This window comes from Algoriphagus iocasae (assembly GCF_014206875.1).
Classification (GTDB): Bacteria; Bacteroidota; Bacteroidia; order Cytophagales; family Cyclobacteriaceae; genus Algoriphagus; species Algoriphagus iocasae.
Genome location: NZ_JACIJO010000004.1, coordinates 97,430 through 114,025, shown reverse-complemented (window position 1 = coordinate 114,025; position 16,596 = coordinate 97,430). Strand labels below are relative to the sequence as shown.

The following is a 16,596-nucleotide window of genomic DNA, read 5'->3' as shown; positions in this document are numbered from 1 at the left end:
ATTTTCATTTTGGCATTACAATGGGATTAATAGGAGGGAAACCAACTATTAAAATACATGAAAAAGTTAATGCTATTATTTGCCTTTGGAGTATTTGCTGCAGGGCTAACACAAGCCCAGACGGTGGTCACTACAGATCATGAATACCTTGGCGGATTTGGTATCCGAGGTGGTGCGAGTTTGTATAATTTCGGAGGTTCGGATGTTTCAGAAAATGACTATACCAATCGTGTCGGATTTCATGCAGGTATTTACACAATGTTGTTTGCCACAGATCGATTTGCAATTGAGCCTGGCATTTATTATTCAGTGAAAGGAACTCAAAACGATGATGCTGCAAACAGCCGCGCGATTTTCAATTATGTGGAGGTCCCGGTTCTTTTCAGATTTTATCCAAGTAATGGAATCAATATTTTCGCAGGACCTCAAATCTCCTTTTTGGCAAATTCTAAGTATGAAGGAGACTTCTTTGGATCCACAGTAAGCTTCGACGGAGATAATGTCAAAGAAACTGATTTGGGATTAGTCTTTGGTTTGGGTTATAACCTGCCAAAAGGATTCAATGTCCAAGGATCTTATGATTATGGTATGACACCAATTTTCAAAAACAGCGATGCGGATGCCTATAACAGAGGTTTTAAAGTTTCGCTAGGTTACACCTTCTAATATTAACATCCCTTTAAATGGCTATCAATTAATCAAATTTTCTGTCAGTCCGAGCGGAGTCGAGGCTTCTTCGACTCCGCTCATTCTGACATTTGATGCTTTTTTGAAATAGTCTTTTTTATTTTTTCATCGAATTAATCCATTCCCGGATTAGTGCTACACCTTCCTCATGGATGGTAGTTCTTCCCAGTTCCGGCATAGCAATTCCCACTTCAGTAGAATTCATCCGATAGGTAAGGATAGATTCGTCAGCTTTTCCAGGTAAGATGTCATAATCAAATGCTCCCGCACCATTTCCTGCTGCAACGGGTGTTTTCATGACTCCTAATTTCATCGGTTCTTTTTGGTTATATTCTAAAAATAAACCGGAAGTACTTGCAGGACCTTTGGCCTGATGACAGTGTGAGCAATTGATGTCCAAATAAGCCATCGCTCGGTCTTCCAAAGCCTGAGTTTTATCCTCATAATTGATCATAGATGGGTGATTCTCTTTGCCGAGAAAGCCTTCTAACTTTCCATGCTCAGCCCAATAAGCCATTTGGTTTTGTCGACCTGAAGGAAAATCATAATCATAATTAAGATGCTTGATCTTTACTCCAATTGGAGCCAATTCTTCAGACTGATTATGACAGGTTTTGCATTGATTTTTATTGGGAATTAAATAATTGATGACCTGATCTTCTCCTTTCAGGTTCTTGAACTTCACTTCTTTTTCACCACCTACTACCTTCAAAACAGCTTCTGTCTGATCCTCATTCCAGATATAGGGAAAAGCCTCCCAGCCTTTTTCGCTATGGATCAAAAGTCTTGTTTCGATGATCCGGATATTTTCTTTTGGACTGGAGAAGTCTGCTGGATAATAAAAGTTCTTGATTAAAATAGTTCCTTGGGGAAGTTGTAAGTTGTTTTCAGCGATTAAAGCCTCTTGGTTTTCCGGCAGCTGGATAAATCTGCTTTTCAATGCATAATCAGTAAAGAGAGAGGATGCAGGCTGGTAGGGAATTAATGATGCATTTGGACTTAGGTTTTTTATTTCACCTTCGAAAAAACCATAAGTCGATAAATTTCGATAAGGAAATTTTCCATCAGCCAATTCTGCCTCGGTTTGAATTGGAAGCTCTTGAGTGACTTGATTTTCCTTTTTACTTTCACATGAACTCATGAAAGCAATTGATGCTACTAGGAAAGTTATGTTTCTAAAATTAATCATCATTAAAGTGAAGCTAAACCAGAGACGTCTGTAGATACTGAGACTTGACAACCTTGGAAAGGCTTGTAGTCTTTGAAAGATTCGATTTTATCTTCTCCGTCCATAAGATAAAAACGGGTAAAGTGTAAATCTTCCATTCCAGCTTCTTGAATACAAATTTTCATAGGATTGGTTTCGATGTCGGAACTTAGGTTAGTATCCCAAATCCCGTCATAAACGATGTCCTGAGTCTTTGCTTTTCCATGAGCATTATATACTGAAATCAACTGGCCAAGTTCACGGGTTAAATCTGGGATTTTCATAGTCCGCTCATAAGTATTGTCATGTATGTAAATGTCATGTGTGTATGGAGACCAATTAGGTGCCTCAGATGGAAATCCAGTGATTTGATAGCTAGCGATTGCCAAACCTGTAGTTTTATTTCTCAGGATTTTATTATTGTAGATTTCCACTTCTTTGGCTGCTAATAGCACGATTCCAGAACCAGGAGGGATCATTGTGACTGTGTTACCATTTGCGCCATCACCAAGCGGGGTCGCAAAGTTTTCGTGATTGTTATCGATCACCTCGTTGTTATAAATTTTAGTGCTACGCCCATCTGACTTTGGTAATCCAGGTAGGTTAAAAACCAAAATCCCTCCTGCATTATCTCTTGCTACATTGTTAAAAACTTCTGCATTGTCGCAATTTTCAATCTCTATTCCTGCCACATTTCCGAAGGCTAAAGAATTTTTGACAATGATGTTTTCAGATTGGCCAACATAAATTCCGGCATCTTTGGAGTGGGAAGCAATGCAACCATCGATGACTACATTTTTGCATTGCACAGGATAAATAGCGTAGGTGCCATTTTTTGATTTGTCTCCGTTAGTCCAAGTGACATTTATTTTCCTGAAGGTGATTCCATCGGTATGCTGGGCTTTGACACCGTCACCTGGAGCGTCTTCTATACTCAGATTCTCGATCAGGATATTCTCCCCTACGATTTTAACACCTTCGCCTCCGGTTTTTAGGTTCCGGAATGAAATCACAGATTGCTCCATTCCTGCACCTTGAATTTTGATGTTTTTTTTGTTGTCGAGGATCAACTGGGTCTTTAAATCATAAAATAAGGGTTCGACTTTGATAGTCCCCCCGTCTTCCACCATGATAAAATCTTCCACTAATTTCTCGATTTCCGCCTCTGAGGCTCTAGGAAGTTTGGAAGAATCAAAAGTCTGCTCATTCGATCGGCTATTACAGGAGATGATTCCAAAAAGTAAAATCGAAAGAAATAGAAAATGGATGGGTTTCATGCTGATTTGGGTTTTTATTTTCGTCAGCCCAAATATTGCCAAGTACCTGAAATTTAGCTATTGATAAAAATCAAGAAATCAGATTTTAGCCCTGATTCTACTTAATGTTTCTATACTCATATCCAAATAAGAAGCAATATGACCCACAGATGCTTTTTGAATGATCTTTGGCCGATACTCCATTAGTTCCAGATATCTCTCACGTGCAGATTTGAATTTGGAGAAAATCTGCTGCTCTTCCAATACGATATAATATTCCTCCAATATCATCCGATAAGCCCGCTCTGTTTCTGGAAAGTTTTCAAACATTTTCTCCATGGTGGCATGTGAAATCCGATAAGCTTGGCTTTTTTCCAGTGTTTCAATGTTTTCGTAAGAGGGTTTTCTAGTAATAAATGAGTGCATGGCAGTGACAAATTCACCTTCCAATGTGAATGAAACTGTAATATCACGGTTGTTTCTATTGTAATAACTTCTTGCTGCACCTTCCAAAAAATAGTACAAATACTGGCTGACTTCACCTTCTTTTTCCAATAATTCCCCCTTGCTGAATTCCACCTTTTCTAGGTTACTTAGGAATCCAGCCTTGGCATTATCGCTGAGGAAAGGAAACTTATCAAAAATGCCAAGAATTTTTTCCATGCTGTCTTTTTGAAAAAAAGTGAGTTTAAAAGGTCTTTAAATAAAAAGCATTTACAACTTTATGAAGTAAATTAAAAAATCTAGATTAGATGTCGGCTTTTTCTGGTCAAAAACATTGTAAAAAATTCAGAAAAAAATCTTGATTAATCCACTTTGATCCCAAACACATTTTATATGAGATGTTTTTTATCCTTAATTTTTTTACTTGGATTTATAGGCTTTGCAAGTGGACAGGCAGGAATTAGGGCTGGTCTCAGTTCGAGCAATATTACTAACTCAAATGTGAACGCCAGACTTGGTGCTCATGTGGGGGCCTACTACCGTTTGGAATTAGGTTTTTTTGCGGTGGAGCCAGGAGTTCAGTTCTCACAAAAAGGATTTAGGGGAAATGATCGGGATACAGGGAAAAGGACTTTCGAACGCTTTAATTATGTCGATGCGCCACTTTTAATCAGATTTAATTTCTTTCCAGAAATCAACCTTTTTGTTGGGCCTCAATTATCCTTCTTAATGTCTCGAAAATATGAATTTGAAGGTTTGGTAGATACCAATACGGAAGCCTTCCCTCAAACTGAATTTGGAGGAGTGGGAGGAATTGGTGTGCATCTTCCTTATGGCATGAATATTCAAGCTACTTTTGATATTTCTAAAAATGATTTAAGCGATTACTACCCAAACAGAAGAAATAAGGTTTTCAAGCTTTCCTTGGGCTATGACTTTTTTTAAAACATATTTTTTCCCCTGGAGTTTACCGATCAGGTCTTTTTGGTCAAGTTTTTGCCAGCTAAGAATTAATAAACCAAGCCATCAGTTCACTTATTATTTATAGTCTATGAAAAAGTTTTTGTTTTTAATCTTATGTATTGGATTTATCAGCACAGCACAAGCTCAGTTTGGGTTGAGGGCAGGTTTGAATTCTTCCAATTTCTCTGACACTAATTTTGACGCAAAATTAGGTTTCCATGCCGGTGGCTATTATAAACTAGATTTAGGTATCATCGACATCGAGCCAGGAGTACAATATTCCCAAAAAGGCTACGAAGGGACGGACACAATGAATGGTGATGATATCAATGAACGATTGAATTATATCGATGTACCAGTTTTGGTGCGTTTTAATTTTCTTCCAGTTGTCAATGTTTTCGCAGGACCACAAGGATCTATTTTGGTGTCTAGAAAATATGATTTGGGAGGGACTACTTCTACGAGCACTGAGGTGATCAAAGGTTACGATATTGGCGGCGTAGTAGGTGTGGGAGTTAATTTGCCGCTTGGACTGAATGTTCAGGCGAGTTATGATTTCGGATTGTCGAGCTTAAATTACTTTAATACAGATGTGAAAAACAGAGTCCTCAAGATTTCACTCGGCGTAGAGCTTTAAAAAGAAAACCCGGCAAAATTGTCGGGTTTATTTTTTTACTCGGCTTGGATTTTCCTCTATAAATGATTTCCAGCCTTGATTACGCCCTCTGGTCTGAACTCTTCCTTCGTGAAAATGATGGCATAAGGCCACTGCCAAAGCATCCGTCGCATCTAGCATTTTTGGAATTTCTGTTAATTTAAAAAGTGTCTGTAACATCGCGGCTACCTGTTCTTTTGATGCATTGCCATTTCCTGTTACAGATTGTTTGACTTTCTTTGGCGAGTATTCGGTGATCGGTATTTCTCTCGCCAATGCTGCTGCCATGGCCACACCCTGAGCTCTACCCAGTTTTAGCATGGATTGTACATTTGCTCCATAAAATGGGGCTTCAAGAGCCACAGAATCCGGTAGAAATTCCTCAATGATTCCAGTGATTCTTTCAAAAATCTTTTTGAGCTTCAACTCATGGGTTTCATATTTTTTCAAATGAATCACACCGTATTGAATTAGCTCATAGCTTTTTCCTTCCGTTTTGATCAAACCATAACCCATGACCGTGGTCCCCGGGTCAATTCCTAAAATGATTTTTTCCTTTACTGTATTTTTTACTTCTTTGTTCACCTCCGCAAGTTAGCCCAAAAGATGCTAAGTTTTTACCTGATATCGGCACTCTGTTATTTCTTTCTCCTTTGGGGAATGAGTAGGTATTGGTCTAAAAACGTCGAAGAAATTTCTGAAGGAAACTTATCAAAATCGGTTTCCTTGCTGATTTCCCTTCGAAACGAATCTGAGAATTTACCACAACTCCGAGCTGCTATTCTAAGAGTGTATGATTCCCTCAGAGAAATCTTGCTTGTGGATGATCACAGTGAAGACGACACATTGCTATTGCTGCAGGGCTATTTTCAAAATGATCCAAAGATTCAGGTTTTATCCAATCCAGGTTTTGGGAAAAAAAGTGCAATCAATTTTGCGATTTCCCGAGCAAGTGGAGAATTATTAGTCACTACTGACGCAGACTGCATTTGGAATCCCGATTGGATAGAGCAGTTAAAAAGGCATTTTCAATCAGAAGATATTCAATTAGTAGCAGGTCCGGTTCTTTCTAGTCCGGGCAAAAATCTTTTGGAAAGATTTCAGTTACTGGAATGGGCCAGTATTTTATTGGTAAGCAATTTCAGTTTTAAAATAGGAAAACCATTGACTTGTAGCGCTGCTAATTTGGCTTTTCGAAAAAATGCTTTCATTCAGGTAAATGGATTTCAGGGCAATGAAGAAAACCCATCTGGCGACGATGAGTTTTTACTCAAGAAAATGGTACGAGAATTTGGGGCCGGATCAGTGCGTTATACCTGCTCGGGGGAAAGCTTGGTTTTGACAAGTCCAGAAAAAACCTGGAGCTCGCTCGTCAATCAAAAAGTAAGATGGGCGGGAAAGTGGAAAAGCCATTCTTCTGGCTTTCATGTGTTTTCTTCACTTTTACCTGTCTTTTTTCAATTGATTTGGGTTTTCAGTTTTCTCCTGCTGAGTCAAGGAAAAGCTGGGATCTTGGCATTTTGTGTCATGTGGATTTTTAAAATTCTGGCAGAAAGACTGTCTTTTGACAGAATTTTAAGAAGTTTGGAGAAACCTTTTCCTTTCTCTGATTTGATCGCTACCTCATTTATTCATCCTATTTATTTGTTTGCGGTAGCCATAAGAATTGTAAAAGGAACCTACATTTGGAAAGGGCGATTAAACGGGAGAGAAGAATTAAAAGCAGAAATTAGTGGTCATGACTGAAAATGAGTTTGATGTTTTAGATGAGTTGTACTTTGTACAATCCTTCGGTTACCTGAAAGAAACGTTGGATCTTGAAGTCTCAGCGATTTTAGAGGCTTTAAATTCCCTTTATCACAATGGACTGATCAAATGTTTGAAAACTCCCGATGAGGAATGTTTTAATCAGGTGGATATTCTCAAAGAGGGAAAGGGATTATACTTTCTGGCGACTAAAAAAGGGCTGATGGCTCATAACACGATTTAATAATTGGATACTGAATTTAAATATCAGCGAAAGGAACTCGAACTTAAGGCGCTTCTTGAGATCACTCAGGCTATCAATGAAAATCAGTCTGAGGTGGTTTTGGCGAATATTTTTAAGTTCACCTGCTTGGTGCATTTGAATATCAAATCCATGGTGCTTTATGTGGCAAAAGAAGGAGCTTTTGAGAAAATGATCTCGCATGGAGTTAAATCTGAAGTGCCGTTTTTGATCCCCGCAAAGGATATAAATGATGAAAAATCAAGTGGTCAGTTGAGAATCGAATTACCTGATGGATATTCATTTCAGGAGTTGGAAACCTATTTGCCGGTTTATCATAAAGATAAAATGTTGGCGATTTTGTTTCTGAGAAGGAAAGAACCCAATCAGGAATTGGATCTGGATTTTACACAGGCACTGACAAATATTTTGGTTGTGGCTTTGGAGAACAAGCGATTTGCCAGGAAGCAATTGCAGCAGGAAATTCTAAATCGTGAAATCGCTATTGCCAGCCAAGTGCAGCAAATGCTGTTTCCGGCGGAATTGCCAGATACGAAGAAGTTGAAGGCAAAAGTGACTTATTTCCCACACAGTATGGTGGGGGGCGATTATTACGACTTAATTCAGCGATCAAAGGATGAAGTGTTTTTCTGTATCGCGGATGTATCGGGTAAAGGTTTTGCGGCAGCCCTTTTAATGTCCAATTTTCAAGCTACGCTTCGGACTTTATTGAGAAGTGATGCAGATCTTAAGATGATCGTCAATCAATTGAATTTCACTCTGTATGAAAATACCAAGGGTGAGCGTTTCATAACCTTCTTCTTAGGGTATTATAATTACAAAACAAAAAAGCTTCAATATGTAAATGCCGGCCACAATGCACCTATTCTGTGTTGGGAAAACCAAAACCGTCAGGAATTGCTTCAGGCTGGAACCACGATTTTAGGGGCTTTTGACGAGTTGCCATTTTTGGAAATAGGTGAGCGTAAAAACCTGGAGTCTTTCACTATTCACTTATATACTGATGGACTAACTGAGGCGATCAATAAAGAGGAAGAGGAATATGGGGAAAGTCGACTGGAGGATTTTGTTAAAAATCATTTGTGTATGGATCCGGAAGATTTTCATCGGGAATTTTTCAAAGAAATGCGTGCCTTTTCGGATGAAGTCCCATTACGTGACGATCTGACATTACTAAGTTTAAGATTTAGATAGAGAATGGTTTTTCATACTGTTCCATTTTTTATTCAGCGATTATTTCCAAACCGGACATGGACTGGTTCATCCGGGAAAAAACAGATTTACTTGACTTTTGATGATGGACCTGTTCCGGGAATTACAGATTATGTGCTTTCCGAATTAAGGAAGAGAGGTATGGTTGCTACATTTTTTATGGTAGGTGATAATGTGAGGAAAAATCCAGAACTGGCAAAAGATGTCTTAAGCCAAGGCCATGTTTTAGGAAATCATACTTTCCATCACCTGAATGGCTGGAAAACTCCAAAAGAAAAATACCTTCAGGATTTTTTAAAGTGTGATGAAATTCTAGAAGAACTCACAGGAAAGAAAGTTCGCTTTTTTAGACCACCTTATGGATTGATGACAAATGCCCAGGCTCGGGAAATATCTAAAACCCATCAAATCGTGATGTGGAATATGCTAAGTGGAGATTATAATTTGAGTTTAGCTCCGGAAGAGATTTTGACTAAATCAATTCAAAAAACAAAGCCAGATTCCGTGGTTCTATTTCATGATCAGCAAAAAACGGCTACTGTTTTACCTAAAATTTTACCAACTTACTTAGACCAAATTCAGGAAAACGGTTGGGAAACAGCAACGCTTTAATAGACGGATTGGCATTTTTTGCAATAGGAGTATTATTCCTGCAATATGTGGTTTTGATCATTCGGGCAAAGTTCTTTTGGAAGGATAATTCAAATGCTCTGCCTAAAAATCTCCCTTTAGTTTCCGTTTTAGTCACTTCCAGAAATGAGGAGGTAAACCTTCCTAAACTTCTATCCTCATTTGATGCACTGGATTACCCTATAGAAAAGCTCGAGTTTTTGCTTGCCGATGATGGCAGTATTGATCTCACCTTTTCTATTTTACAGAAGTGGGCAGACTCTGAAGTGAATAGAAAAGTCCTGAAGATTGAAGGGGAGCTTATCCAAAAATATCCTGTCAATGGCAAAGCAAATGCATTGGCAATTTTAGCCGAGGAAGCAAAGGGCGAATTTTTCTTTTTTACAGATGCCGATTGCATGGTCAATCCAGAATGGATTAGAGAAGGTGTCCAAAGTTTCGGGGAGAAGACCGGAATTATCAATGGTGTCACAGAGGTCGACTCAAAATCTCTTCTTGGTATTTTCCAAAGGATAGACTGGTGGAATATTCTAGCTATCACCAAAGTGATCTCAGACATGGGAGGACATACAACCGGACTGGGAAATAACATGGTGATTTCAAGAGAAGCATATTTTCGATCCGGCGGATTTGCAGCATCTCCTTTTTCATTGACAGAGGATCTGGAAATTTCCAAATGCATAAAAAAAGATGGATTTGAAGTCCGACAGCAGGTCAGCAAAGGAATGCTTTTGAAAACAAAAGAAGAACAAAGCTGGCGAGCCCTTATGAGTCAGCGCAAAAGATGGCTGCAAGGTGTCTTAACTTTGCCTTGGATCTGGATAATTTCTCTTAGTTTTTATCTGTTTTTCTTTATCGCTTTGTTTTATGTCTCATTAGAAAATTGGCGATTAGGATTGGGAATTTGGATCGTGAAAATAGTGCTTCAGAGTGTCTTTTGGATGCTTGTTTCAGGCAAAGTTGGCAGTAGAATATCTGTATTTTGGTTGCTACTTTATGATTTTTATTACTTGCTTTCGTCCTCCCTTACTATTCTTTATTATTTTTGGCCTTCCAAAATCACCTGGAAATCCAGACAATACCCATGAACCTCATAGAAACCCACGCACATATTTACTCATCTAAGTTTGACTCTGATAGAGATCAGGTCATCGAAGACATCCGGAACGCCGGTATCGAAAGAGTCTATATGCCTAATGTCGATGTGGAAACCATCGATGCTATGCTGGACTGTGAGCAAAAGTATCCTGACTTGTGTATCCCAATGATGGGACTTCATCCTTGTGATGTCAAAGAGGATTTTCAAAGTCAACTATACCAAATGGAGGATTGGCTGAATAAAAGGCCTTTCGCTGCAGTTGGGGAAATTGGGTTGGATTTATATTGGGATAAAACATTTTTTGAGCAGCAAAAAGAAGCTTTGAGAATTCAAATATCTTGGGCCAAAGAAAAGAATCTGCCGATTGTTCTTCACTGTAGAGAGTCAATGGATGAAACCATTCAGATCATTAAAGAAGAGCAGGATGGGACTTTACAAGGGATTTTTCACTGTTTCACGGGATCCTTGGAGCAGGCAAATGAGATTGTAAATTTAGGTTTTCTTCTAGGTATAGGAGGAGTTTCGACTTTCAAGAATGGCGGTTTAGATCAGGTGATCCCGCATTTAGGATTAGAAAACCTGGTGTTAGAGACAGATGCGCCATATCTCGCACCTGTTCCTTACAGAGGTAAAAGGAACTCTCCCGCCTATTTGCCGATTATAGCTGAAAAAATCGGTGACTTTCTCGCAATTTCAAAAGATGAAGTTGCATTGAAAACAAAAGAAAATGCATTGAATTTATTCCGGGAATTTGATCTATGAATTATAAGATTGTAAGACTTAATACCGCTCTGCGAACCAGTAAAACATCCTCTGTATTGATCATCTATACAGGAGGAACGCTGGGCATGGCCTATGATGATTCTGGGTCTTTAGTTCCGTTTAATTTTGGGAAGATCCTGGAAAAAATTCCGATCCTTTCTAATATGAATATTGCGATCACGGTAATTTCATTCCCGGAACCTATCGACTCTTCCAATGTTTCTATGAAACACTGGACAGACATGGCTTACATTATCTATGAAAATTACGACAGCTATGATGGCTTTGTAGTACTTCATGGAACGGATACCATGGCATATTCTGCTTCGATGCTAAGTTATATGCTTCAAGGGTTGAATAAACCAGTGATTTTCACCGGTGCGCAACTTCCGATTTCCGCAATGCGATCTGATGCGAGGGAAAATTTAATGACCTCTTTGGAAATAGCTACTGCAAAAATCAATGGAAATCCGATAGTGCCTGAGGTCTGTGTGTTCTTTAATCACATATTAATACGAGGCAATCGCTCTAAAAAAGTGCAGTCTGTACATTTCGATGCCTTTGAATCTGAAAATTATCCTTCTCTTGCTGAGGCGGGAATTGTGATCGATTATAATACTGCCGCAATCCGGCCATTTGAACCTAACAAAGAATTGGTTTATAAAAACAGGCTGGATAACAGAGTTATGGTTCTGAAGTTATTCCCTGGGATCACTTCTAAAATAATGGATGCTTGCTTTGATATTCCGGGTTTACGAGGAGTTGTATTGGAAACATATGGTTCTGGTAACTCTCCAAGTGAAGCGTGGTTTATGAATTCATTATCAAGAGCGGTGAAAAAAGGCCTAATTATCTTGAATGTTTCTCAGTGTAATGGAGGTCGAGTGATTCAGGGTCGTTATGAAACCAGTAAAGAACTATTGAGCGTAGGAGTGATCAGTGGTGCGGATATTACCACAGAAGCGGCGATTACTAAATTGATGTTTTTGTTGGGACAATATTCTTCAACGGATGAAGTGAAAAAACAGCTGATGATTCCTATTGCTGGGGAAATGACCACCTAGAAAGAATTTCAGGCTATTTTTCCTATTCATTTGGAATCGAGACGAATAATATTTTTCTTTGCACTCCGATTTGCAAGAGCAAGTCAAAAATCAACCTAGAGAGGTGTCCGAGTGGTTGAAGGAGCACGCCTGGAAAGCGTGTATACCCGTGAGGGTATCGAGGGTTCGAATCCCTTCCTCTCTGCAACAAAACTATTAGACCAGCTTTAGCAATAAAGCTGGTTTTTTGTTTTAAGATAAATGTACATCTTAGTTTTTGGTCAAGTTTTATTGACTGAGATTTTACCGTAGTTTGATGTGGGATAAAGTTTATAATTCTGTAACACTTGAAAGATTCTACCATGCCAAGAACAATCAAACACAATATTTTAAGTTATTTTTCCTTAAGAATTATAGGTGTTTTTTTGCATGAAAATTCCCTTTTCTGCCTATAAAGATCTAAAGGCAGCTAAAGAATAAGTTAAATTCTAGGTTTTAGGTTACGCCGATCATCTGTCATTCAGTCAACTAACAAATAAACCCACTTGCATCATTTCTGATATTAGTATTTTTTTGTTAGCTTTACTAACTTAGGTAAATAGTAAACCGAATTAATTTCTCACATTTTTTTTCACCTTTTGCATTATGAAAAAGCTTTTAAAAAACAGTTTGAAAAAACTAGGGATATATGATCCATATTTAAAATTTAAGTTCAAATATTTAACTCCTAGAGGAATAGGTCATTGGGAACCCTTGATTCCTGAAAAGGAATTTTATAGTTCAGTAAAACTTGCCATAGAAAAACTTTTAGAGAATGAAACTGATGATTCTCTAGGAAGTTATTTAGAATTCGGTGTTAGTAGAGGAACATCTATGTCGTCTGTTTTCCACGTTTTAAAGGAGTTAAAACTTGACCAAGTACAATTAATTGGATTTGATTCATTTGAGGGTATGCCCGAGGGTTCAGAAAAAGAAGGTTGGGCTACCGGCCAATATCATTCCACTATTACAGCCACCACAAAGTACCTTATAGATAGAAAAGTAGACATGGCTCGAGTACATCTAGTCAAAGGCTGGTTTTCGGATACACTTTTTGAGAAGGCTAAAAAGGATTTAAATATTACCAAAGCAAGCATTATCATGGTAGACTGTGATATATACTCAGCTTCAAAAACAGCGCTTAATTTTTGTTTCCCTCTAATTAAAGATCATGCAATATTAATTTTTGATGATTGGGGATGGACCGAGGATGCTGGTATTGTAGGTCAAAAGGAAGCATTTGACGAAATTCTCCAGCAATACCCATATTTTTCTACAACCCCCCTTTTAAATTACCTTCCACAGTCAAGGGTATTTCTTATTTCGCGGAAAATCAAATGATTGGATTTGATGTAGAAAGCAAATTTGAATAATAAGGAATTACTGCAAATGGAATGAGGGACACTACTAAAAGCAACAAAAAGATAGGTTTTTAGAGATTTTTCAAGAAACGCGAAAAGCATTTTGTAACAGATGTTCCTGGTTACACCAAATTAAACCAGAGGTTTGTTGGTACTAAAATCTCCATCCTTTATGCATCTAAGAGCAATTTCTGCTAAAATACTGGCTTTTGCTTTTTTGTCTTAAAAAATTGTAAAAAGCGAAGTTGTGATTGGGTTTCCTAGCTTTATGTGTAACGTACTAATTAGGTAGCAGTCTTTTAATTTTGGTATGCTACATAAAATAGAAATTAAAAGCCTTGCTTTTTAGAAGTATCAATGGATATTAAATAATCTGTGGTTTAATATATAAATCAAGATTTTTGGGATCAATGATGAAATCTGCAAAGGCAAGTTTCAATTATTGAGATATTTTAAAAATAATTAACATGAAAAGATCCAGGAAAGTCAGATTGAAAAGAGGATGACAACGCATTTTTTGTAACTTAGTTGCGAAATCGAATAAAGTTATTTGTTGAAAGGTGGAAAAAACAAAGTTTTTTTTTCTTTGCCTATCTATCTGATTCAAAGGATTTAAAAGATAAGTTTGGAAAGAAAAAACACATCAAAAACGGACTAATCTTGCCTTTATTTGGCTATTAAGCAGCCTATTACAGTACAAAGGATTATTTTCCGTTCGTGTAAAAATTGCCCAAATTCAGCTTTAAAAGCAGGATTTTTCCAAAAAATCTGAAAGAGTCCATTGTTTTTTGAATTTAAAAAATGATAACTTTAAAACTCGATTTTAGTGTAGAAACCATTTAACCTTTATCAAAAGTCTATTTAAAAATCAAATTATGAGAAAGTTAATCGCTTTGTTCATGCTTGCAGGTATCATGTTTGTTCCTGTTTTCGCAAACGCACAAGAAGCAGCAGCTGATACTGCAGCTCAAGAAGAAATGGCTCCTGTAGTAGAAGAACCTGCTGCATCACCAACAATCGTCGACGACGAGATCGTCGCTGAGGAGCAAAGCTTCCACCAAGTAGTAAAAGAGAAGTTTATCGAAGGTGATCCTTTGTACATGACTCCAGTATTGATCTGTTTGATCTTAGGTCTTGCTGTAGCTCTTGAAAGAATCATCACTTTGAATCTTTCTACTACCAACACTAAGAAATTGTTGGCTAAAGTAGAAGATGCTTTGTCTTCAGGTGGAGTAGAAGCAGCTAAGGATGTTACTAAAAACACCAAAGGCCCTGTAGCTTCTATCTTTACTCAAGGATTGATGAGATACTCAGAAGGTATCGAAATGGTTGAAAAATCAATCATTGCTTACGGTTCTGTTGAAATGGGTAGATTGGAAAAAGGTCTAGTTTGGATCTCTTTGTTTATCTCTCTTGCTCCGATGTTGGGTTTCATGGGTACTGTAATCGGTATGATCGGTGCATTCGACTCTATCGAAGCAGCTGGTGATATCTCTCCATCTCTTGTGGCTGGTGGTATTAAAATCGCCCTTTTGACCACAGTAGCTGGTTTGATCGTTGCGATTATCCTTCAGTTGTTCTACAACTATTGCGTTGCAAAAATTGACTCTTTGGTTAACGACATGGAAGATGCTTCTATCACTTTGGTAGACATCTTGGTGAAGCACAAATTGACTGGCAAGTAAGCCGTCAATTGCGTTTCAATTATTTAAGTTAACCCCAAAGAAAGCTACATTATGGATACTTATGACATTTTATTATACGGTAGTTACTTACTAATTGCAATCGGAGCATTCGTTTCTATTGTGATGCCTTTGATCAAGTCTTTGGATAATCCAAAGAGCTTATTGAAGACAGTAGTAGGTATTGTCGGCATCTTGGTGTTGTTCTTCGTTGCTTACTCAATATCTAGCAATGAAGTACTTCCTAAATTTGAAGCTGATCCATTCAACCTAACTCCAGAAGGTTCTCAACTGGTAGGTGGTATGCTGATCACAACATACGTACTTGCGGTAGTCGCTTTAGTCGGCATCGTATTTACTGAATTAAATAAAGCGATAAAGTAATATGGCTAGAAAGAAAAATAGAATGGTCCAGGAGGTCAATGCAGGTTCTATGGCTGACATAGCTTTCTTGCTCCTGATCTTCTTTCTCGTCACTACTACCATTGCATCGGATAAGGGTATTTTGAACGTACTCCCTCCAAAAGTTGATCCTAACGTTCCGCCACCAGACATCCAAAAGAATGAGCGTAATATTTACACCATTCTTGTCAATGCGAACGATGATCTTCTAGTTGAAGGTGAATACAGAGATAATGCCGATGGATTAGACAAAGATGTAAAAGCGTTTGTTTTGAACTTCGGTGCGCCGGATGAAGAAGCAGCTGCTCTTTACAACTCTCTTCCAGCTTCTCTTCAAGCAGAAGCAAAAAGAGACCCTGCATCTTCTGACAATCCTAAAGAAGCTGTTGTTTCCATCAAGACTAACAGAGGTACAAGTTATGAAAAGTATCTAGAGGTTCTTGACTTGGTGAAAAAAGCTTACTTCGATATCTATGCAACCAGAGCTAACTTAACAACTGATGAGTATAGAGCTTTGAGTGGTAAAGATGACGCAGAACAAGCGCTTATTGACAAAGGGAAAGAAGGCATAGGAATGCAGATTTCCATCGCAGAACCAGATAAACTAGGATCTAATTGATATGGGAAAGTTCGGAAAGAAAAACAAAGTATCTGAAAATATCCCAACCTCAGCGTTACCGGATATTATCTTCATGCTTCTTTTCTTCTTCATGGTAACTACCGTGTTGAGAGATCAGGAGATATTGGTTGAGCAAAAAATTCCTCAAGCTACTCAGCTTCAGAAATTGCAGAAGAAAACATTGATTTCTTATATCTTCATCGGTAAGCCTAAAAACACAGCTTTGTATGGTACAGAGCCGAGAATTCAGGCAAACGATGCTTTGATGAATACAACTGAAATTGTTCAGTGGGTAAACCAGGAAAGAGATAAACTGCCTGAAGCAGATCGTGGAGGAATTACAATTTCAATGAAAGTAGATAAGGACGTTAAAATGGGTCCAATCTCTGATGTTCAGACTGAATTAAGAGAAGCGGATGCTAGAAGAGTTCTTTACGCTTCTGTTGGTAAAGTTGTAAAAGACTAAATAGAAACAAATCAGTATATTTAAAGCTATCCCAAATAAGGGATAGCTTTTTTTGTTTGAA

Annotated in this window: 19 protein-coding genes and 1 tRNA gene; 16 read left to right on the top strand and 4 right to left on the bottom strand. The window is 38.0% G+C overall.

From position 1 onward, the window contains the following. The first annotated feature begins 57 nt into the window (after nucleotides 1-57). Nucleotides 58-666: a porin family protein gene (locus tag FHS59_RS20750; RefSeq protein WP_184497803.1), complete on the top strand. Its 609-nt coding sequence runs from the start codon at nucleotides 58-60 to the stop codon at nucleotides 664-666. A gap of 118 nt (nucleotides 667-784) precedes the next feature. Here the strand turns inward: FHS59_RS20750 and FHS59_RS20745 are convergent, their stop codons facing one another. The 3 genes from FHS59_RS20745 to FHS59_RS20735 form a co-directional block, all read right to left on the bottom strand. Continuing rightward, nucleotides 785-1,828: an SO2930 family diheme c-type cytochrome gene (locus FHS59_RS20745; RefSeq protein WP_246388564.1), complete on the bottom strand. Its 1,044-nt coding sequence runs from the start codon at nucleotides 1,826-1,828 to the stop codon at nucleotides 785-787. A gap of 50 nt (nucleotides 1,829-1,878) precedes the next feature. After that, nucleotides 1,879-3,171, bottom strand: a complete 1,293-nt coding sequence (locus tag FHS59_RS20740) for a parallel beta-helix domain-containing protein (protein WP_184497800.1) — start codon at nucleotides 3,169-3,171, stop codon at nucleotides 1,879-1,881. A 78-nt stretch (nucleotides 3,172-3,249) separates the two neighbouring features. Then, entirely contained in the window at nucleotides 3,250-3,813 is a 564-nt protein-coding gene (locus FHS59_RS20735; RefSeq protein ID WP_184497798.1) for a Crp/Fnr family transcriptional regulator, read from the bottom strand. 174 nt (nucleotides 3,814-3,987) lie between these two features. On the opposite strand from FHS59_RS20735, the gene FHS59_RS20730 reads away from it, so the two are divergent. Together FHS59_RS20730 and FHS59_RS20725 are read left to right on the top strand one after the other, a co-directional pair. Continuing rightward, a complete protein-coding gene (locus tag FHS59_RS20730) occupies nucleotides 3,988-4,539 on the top strand; it encodes an outer membrane beta-barrel protein (protein WP_184497796.1) in 552 nt (183 codons plus the stop codon). Between the two features lie 106 nt (nucleotides 4,540-4,645). Then, a complete protein-coding gene (locus FHS59_RS20725) occupies nucleotides 4,646-5,194 on the top strand; it encodes a porin family protein (RefSeq protein ID WP_184497795.1) in 549 nt (182 codons plus the stop codon). A gap of 27 nt (nucleotides 5,195-5,221) precedes the next feature. Here the strand turns inward: FHS59_RS20725 and ruvC are convergent, their stop codons facing one another. Next, nucleotides 5,222-5,797, bottom strand: coding sequence for a crossover junction endodeoxyribonuclease RuvC (gene ruvC / locus FHS59_RS20720; RefSeq protein WP_184497793.1), 576 nt, complete (start codon nucleotides 5,795-5,797; stop codon nucleotides 5,222-5,224). Between the two features lie 21 nt (nucleotides 5,798-5,818). Here ruvC and FHS59_RS20715 point away from each other — a divergent pair, with 21 nt between their 5' ends. The 13 genes from FHS59_RS20715 (at nucleotide 5,819) to FHS59_RS20655 (ending at nucleotide 16,535) form a co-directional block, all read left to right on the top strand. Next, nucleotides 5,819-6,958 carry a glycosyltransferase gene (locus FHS59_RS20715; protein WP_184497791.1) on the top strand — a complete coding sequence of 380 codons (1,140 nt, stop codon included), beginning with the start codon at nucleotides 5,819-5,821 and terminating at the stop codon, nucleotides 6,956-6,958. Continuing rightward, on the top strand, nucleotides 6,951-7,202 hold the full coding sequence (locus tag FHS59_RS20710; RefSeq protein WP_184497789.1) for a hypothetical protein: 252 nt from the start codon (nucleotides 6,951-6,953) through the stop codon (nucleotides 7,200-7,202). The genes FHS59_RS20715 and FHS59_RS20710 overlap by 8 nt, the downstream gene beginning before the upstream one ends. Before the next feature lie 3 nt (nucleotides 7,203-7,205). Beyond that, nucleotides 7,206-8,414, top strand: a complete 1,209-nt coding sequence (locus FHS59_RS20705) for a PP2C family protein-serine/threonine phosphatase (RefSeq protein ID WP_184497787.1) — start codon at nucleotides 7,206-7,208, stop codon at nucleotides 8,412-8,414. Between the two features lie 3 nt (nucleotides 8,415-8,417). Next, complete coding sequence (locus tag FHS59_RS20700) at nucleotides 8,418-9,044, top strand: polysaccharide deacetylase family protein (RefSeq protein WP_184497784.1); 627 nt, start codon at nucleotides 8,418-8,420, stop codon at nucleotides 9,042-9,044. After that, nucleotides 9,023-10,150, top strand: coding sequence for a glycosyltransferase (locus FHS59_RS20695; RefSeq protein WP_184497782.1), 1,128 nt, complete (start codon nucleotides 9,023-9,025; stop codon nucleotides 10,148-10,150). The genes FHS59_RS20700 and FHS59_RS20695 overlap by 22 nt, the downstream gene beginning before the upstream one ends. Next, nucleotides 10,147-10,923, top strand: a complete 777-nt coding sequence (locus FHS59_RS20690) for a TatD family hydrolase (protein WP_184497780.1) — start codon at nucleotides 10,147-10,149, stop codon at nucleotides 10,921-10,923. The genes FHS59_RS20695 and FHS59_RS20690 overlap by 4 nt, the downstream gene beginning before the upstream one ends. Then, nucleotides 10,920-11,987 (top strand): asparaginase, encoded by a 1,068-nt coding sequence (locus FHS59_RS20685; protein ID WP_184497778.1) that lies wholly within the window; start codon nucleotides 10,920-10,922, stop codon nucleotides 11,985-11,987. The genes FHS59_RS20690 and FHS59_RS20685 overlap by 4 nt, the downstream gene beginning before the upstream one ends. Before the next feature lie 97 nt (nucleotides 11,988-12,084). Continuing rightward, nucleotides 12,085-12,171: transfer RNA gene (locus FHS59_RS20680), tRNA-Ser, on the top strand. A 440-nt stretch (nucleotides 12,172-12,611) separates the two neighbouring features. Beyond that, nucleotides 12,612-13,346, top strand: a complete 735-nt coding sequence (locus FHS59_RS20675) for a TylF/MycF/NovP-related O-methyltransferase (protein ID WP_184497776.1) — start codon at nucleotides 12,612-12,614, stop codon at nucleotides 13,344-13,346. An 895-nt stretch (nucleotides 13,347-14,241) separates the two neighbouring features. Continuing rightward, on the top strand, nucleotides 14,242-15,051 hold the full coding sequence (locus FHS59_RS20670; RefSeq protein WP_184497774.1) for a MotA/TolQ/ExbB proton channel family protein: 810 nt from the start codon (nucleotides 14,242-14,244) through the stop codon (nucleotides 15,049-15,051). 51 nt (nucleotides 15,052-15,102) lie between these two features. Beyond that, nucleotides 15,103-15,432, top strand: a complete 330-nt coding sequence (locus tag FHS59_RS20665) for a hypothetical protein (protein WP_184497772.1) — start codon at nucleotides 15,103-15,105, stop codon at nucleotides 15,430-15,432. Between the two features lies 1 nt (nucleotide 15,433). After that, on the top strand, nucleotides 15,434-16,069 hold the full coding sequence (locus tag FHS59_RS20660; protein WP_184497770.1) for an ExbD/TolR family protein: 636 nt from the start codon (nucleotides 15,434-15,436) through the stop codon (nucleotides 16,067-16,069). A 1-nt stretch (nucleotide 16,070) separates the two neighbouring features. Beyond that, nucleotides 16,071-16,535 carry an ExbD/TolR family protein gene (locus tag FHS59_RS20655; RefSeq protein ID WP_184497768.1) on the top strand — a complete coding sequence of 155 codons (465 nt, stop codon included), beginning with the start codon at nucleotides 16,071-16,073 and terminating at the stop codon, nucleotides 16,533-16,535. Nucleotides 16,536-16,596: the final 61 nt, after the last annotated feature.